The 3,395-nt window shown below is 51.3% G+C and carries 4 protein-coding genes and 1 other RNA gene; 3 read left to right on the forward strand and 2 right to left on the reverse strand.

Annotated features, from left to right (window positions below; translation table 11 throughout):
• Positions 1-1,160, forward strand: a 1,160-nt coding sequence (locus HOM51_10175; GenBank protein ID MBT5034876.1) for an Mrp/NBP35 family ATP-binding protein, incomplete at its 5' end; no start/stop codon positions are given.
• A gap of 6 nt (positions 1,161-1,166) precedes the next feature.
• On the opposite strand, the gene HOM51_10180 is transcribed toward HOM51_10175, so the two are convergent.
• Together HOM51_10180 and HOM51_10185 are read right to left on the reverse strand one after the other, a co-directional pair.
• Positions 1,167-1,658: a dihydrofolate reductase gene (locus HOM51_10180; protein MBT5034877.1), complete on the reverse strand. Its 492-nt coding sequence runs from the start codon at positions 1,656-1,658 to the stop codon at positions 1,167-1,169.
• A 3-nt stretch (positions 1,659-1,661) separates the two neighbouring features.
• On the reverse strand, positions 1,662-2,456 hold the full coding sequence (locus HOM51_10185; protein MBT5034878.1) for a thymidylate synthase: 795 nt from the start codon (positions 2,454-2,456) through the stop codon (positions 1,662-1,664).
• A 271-nt stretch (positions 2,457-2,727) separates the two neighbouring features.
• Between HOM51_10185 and HOM51_10190 the strand changes: the two genes are divergently transcribed.
• Together HOM51_10190 and ssrA are read left to right on the forward strand one after the other, a co-directional pair.
• On the forward strand, positions 2,728-3,072 hold the full coding sequence (locus tag HOM51_10190; protein ID MBT5034879.1) for a hypothetical protein: 345 nt from the start codon (positions 2,728-2,730) through the stop codon (positions 3,070-3,072).
• A gap of 28 nt (positions 3,073-3,100) precedes the next feature.
• Positions 3,101-3,395: a transfer-messenger RNA gene (ssrA, locus tag HOM51_10195) on the forward strand; the annotation flags it as partial.

Below are 3,395 nucleotides of genomic sequence, written 5' to 3' on the forward strand. Positions count from 1 at the left end.
AAGATAACGGTGACGATATTGTAAGCCAGAACATGGTTACAGGCATACAAATTCAAGACGGTCACGTTGCGTTTGCCATCGAAGTAGACCCGGAACGCGGGCCTAAATTGGAACCCCTCCGCAAGCAAGCTGAGAAATCAGTATTTGACCTTCCGGGTGTTATCTCTGCGACCGTGGTGCTGACAGCGGAACGTGCGAGTGGCGGAAATGGGGGCGGCAACGGCGGTGGTCACGATCACAGCCATGGTCCTGATGCAGAAAAGGGCGCGGCCCCGGATGCCGGAAAAGGTGGTGCTGGGCCAGATGCTGGCAAAGGAGCAGGCCCTGGCGGAGAACCTGGCTCGGATGAGCCGCTGATGGAAAGCACCAAGTCAATTATTGCTGTGGCTTCCGGAAAAGGCGGCGTCGGCAAATCGACAACGGCCGTCAACCTCGCCTTGGCTTTGGCTTCTAGCGGGAAAAAAGTTGGCCTGCTGGATGCTGACATCTACGGCCCGTCCATTCCTCGGATGATGGGTACATCAGGACAGCCGCAATCCAGCGACGGTGAAACCCTCGATCCGTTGGAAAACTACGGCGTTAAAATCATGTCCATGGGCTTTTTAGTCGAAGACGATGATCCGATCATCTGGCGTGGTCCCATGGTTCAATCGGCGCTGATCCAAATGATCCGGGATTTGAATTGGGGCGAATTGGATGCGTTGGTTGTCGATATGCCGCCAGGAACCGGTGACATTCAACTCACCATGGCACAGCAAGTGCCACTGACAGGGGCCGTAATCGTTTCAACACCGCAAGACATTGCCCTGGCTGATGCGCGCAAGGGCCTGAATATGTTCCGCAAAGTGGATGTGCCGGTGTTCGGCATTATTGAAAACATGAGCTATTTCATGTGCCCGCATTGTAACGAACGGTCAGAAATCTTCAGCCATGGCGGTGCCAAGCAAGAAGCGGAACAACTCGGCATCGACTTTTTAGGCGACATTCCTTTGGATATGGCCATTCGCGAAACATCTGACGGCGGTCGTCCCATCGTGTTCTCACAACCCAACAGCCCACATGCCAAGGCTTACACGGCTATTGCTGAGAAAGTTTGGGAAAAAGTGGAGCAGTCCCTGGCGAGCAAGGATGCCCAAGCGCCGAATATTCTTATTCAGTAGTGAAAATTATGTAGGCGGTCTGTCTAAAACGATAAAGCTATAGGATGGATCGCCGTCGTGATCTTCTCGGCTGAATTCGACCCATTGGTTAAGATCAAAATCATGGAAAAAGGTGTCTCCATCTGGTTTTGCGTGAATTTGGGTTAGATAAATCCGCTCGGTAAGCTCCGCAAAATGAGTGTAAACCTTTGCCCCGCCGATAATCATGATTTCATCGTCTCCGCCTATAGCCTGCTCGGCCACCGCTAACGCTTCTTTCCGATCGTGCGCAATCGTCACCCCGTCTGCGTAAAACGATTGATCCCGGCTTAAAATAATGTTGGTCCGCCCTGGCAAGGGCTTGCCAATCGATTGAAATGTCCGGCGGCCCATGATGACCGGCTTTCCCATGGTTTTTTCCTTAAAATACTTAAGGTCACCAGGTATATGCCAAGGCATCGTCCCGCCGAATCCTATCACCCGGTTTTCACCCATCGCGACGATGATGGATATGCGCATCGCTTACACCGCGACCGGCGCAGAAATGTGAGGGTGGGACTGATAGTCTTTTAATTCAAAGTCGTCGAACGTAAATCCGAAGATGTCCTGAACGTCAGACTTCAGCACCATTTTCGGCAGAGGAAACGGCTCCCGCGTCAATTGTAAATCCGTCTGTTCCATATGATTTATATACAGGTGAGCATCGCCGAAGGTGTGAATGAACTCGCCGGGTGCCAAGCCGCTGACTTGGGCCAACATCAACGTCAGCAGAGCATAGGAGGCAATGTTGAACGGCACTCCTAAAAATACATCCGCACTTCGTTGGTAGAGTTGGCACGACAAACGGCCCTCGGCAACGTAGAACTGGAACAGACAGTGGCACGGCGGCAAGGCCATCGACTCGATATGTTCAACATTCCAGGCACTTACAATAAGGCGGCGTGAATTGGGATTGTCGCGGAGCTGGTTCACAAGTTGAGTGATTTGATCGACATGACTGCCGTCCGACGTTGGCCAAGACCGCCATTGAGAGCCATAAACCGGGCCTAAATCACCGTTTTCATCGGCCCAATCATCCCAGATGGAAACCCCATTGTCGTTCAGATATTTAATATTGGTATCACCCCTCAAGAACCAAAGCAGCTCGTGGATGATCGACCGCAGGTGAAGTTTTTTGGTGGTCACGAGGGGAAAACCCGCTCCCAGATCAAAACGCATTTGATGACCGAAGACGCTTCGGGTTCCAGTCCCCGTACGGTCACCTTTTTCCACGCCTTCATCGCGGATGTGGCGCATGAGCTCAAGGTATTGCTGCATTAAATTTCCTGCTTGATTTTGACGCCGCCTGAACAAAGAGATTTTACACTGCGGCGACCGCCGGGCAACCCATCAAAATATTACGCCGGAGAGTTATATTTGGGTGTCCGCTTTAAATAAATGTCAGGTTATTTTAATACGTACCCTATTTAGGGGATGGCCGCTCAAAGATTCTAGATTACCCGTGTATGCATAGAGCAGGAACACTGTTGGCAAATTTCGGCAAATATCAGCCAAAAGTCAGTTGGCATCGTGAACAAAGGACATTCAATTGGGACAAGTCATTCAACTTTATACGGCACGGGACTGGGATGCAGATGAGCGGGCTAGTCTGCAACGGCTGCGGGAGTTTTCACGCGAGCTGTATTGCGAGCCTATTTCTCATGATTTGATGATTGAGGAGGGGCAAACTGACGAAGGCGACCCCTGGGTTAGCTTGCAAACCGATAAGCTAAGCACCCTTTGGAGCATCACCAAAGCGATCAAACCCCGTAGGAGCTATTACGTCGCCTATAACAACGTGACGGACGAACTTCACAACGTAAACTGCCTTGATGATTTAAAAAACCTATTGTTTCGTTCGTTAGAAACGCCGGTGCGCCAGCCGGGTTTATAGGTTAAATAGGAAGGGTTTGGCGCTCTACCCCCTTCCCTTCACCTCCCTTTCGTCCTATATTAGCCGTGCCGGTTTACCGGCTATGGCGATAAACGCTATGCGGAATAAACGTTACGGACCCGGGGGCAGTGCCCGGCGCCTCCACCATTACCGGTTAGACCTTTTAAAACACGCTAAGTGCGATGTGGTCTTTTCTAATGGGGGCGAAACAGGATCGACGTGCGTGGTAAAGGTATAGTTTTTGCCCGGCATGGTACCGCCGTTATCGGGCCAAACCTAGAAATGCCAACGATAACGAGGCATTTGCAGTAGCCGCTTAAGGC

It is taken from the genome of Rhodospirillaceae bacterium, assembly GCA_018660465.1.
Classification (GTDB): domain Bacteria; phylum Pseudomonadota; class Alphaproteobacteria; order Rhodospirillales; family JABJKH01; genus JABJKH01.

Coding starts and splice junctions, on each gene's coding strand:
- HOM51_10180 (MBT5034877.1), bottom strand. CDS start 1,658: ATGCGCATATCCATCATCGTCGCGATGGGTGAAAACCGGGTGATAGGA.
- HOM51_10185 (MBT5034878.1), bottom strand. CDS start 2,456: ATGCAGCAATACCTTGAGCTCATGCGCCACATCCGCGATGAAGGCGTG.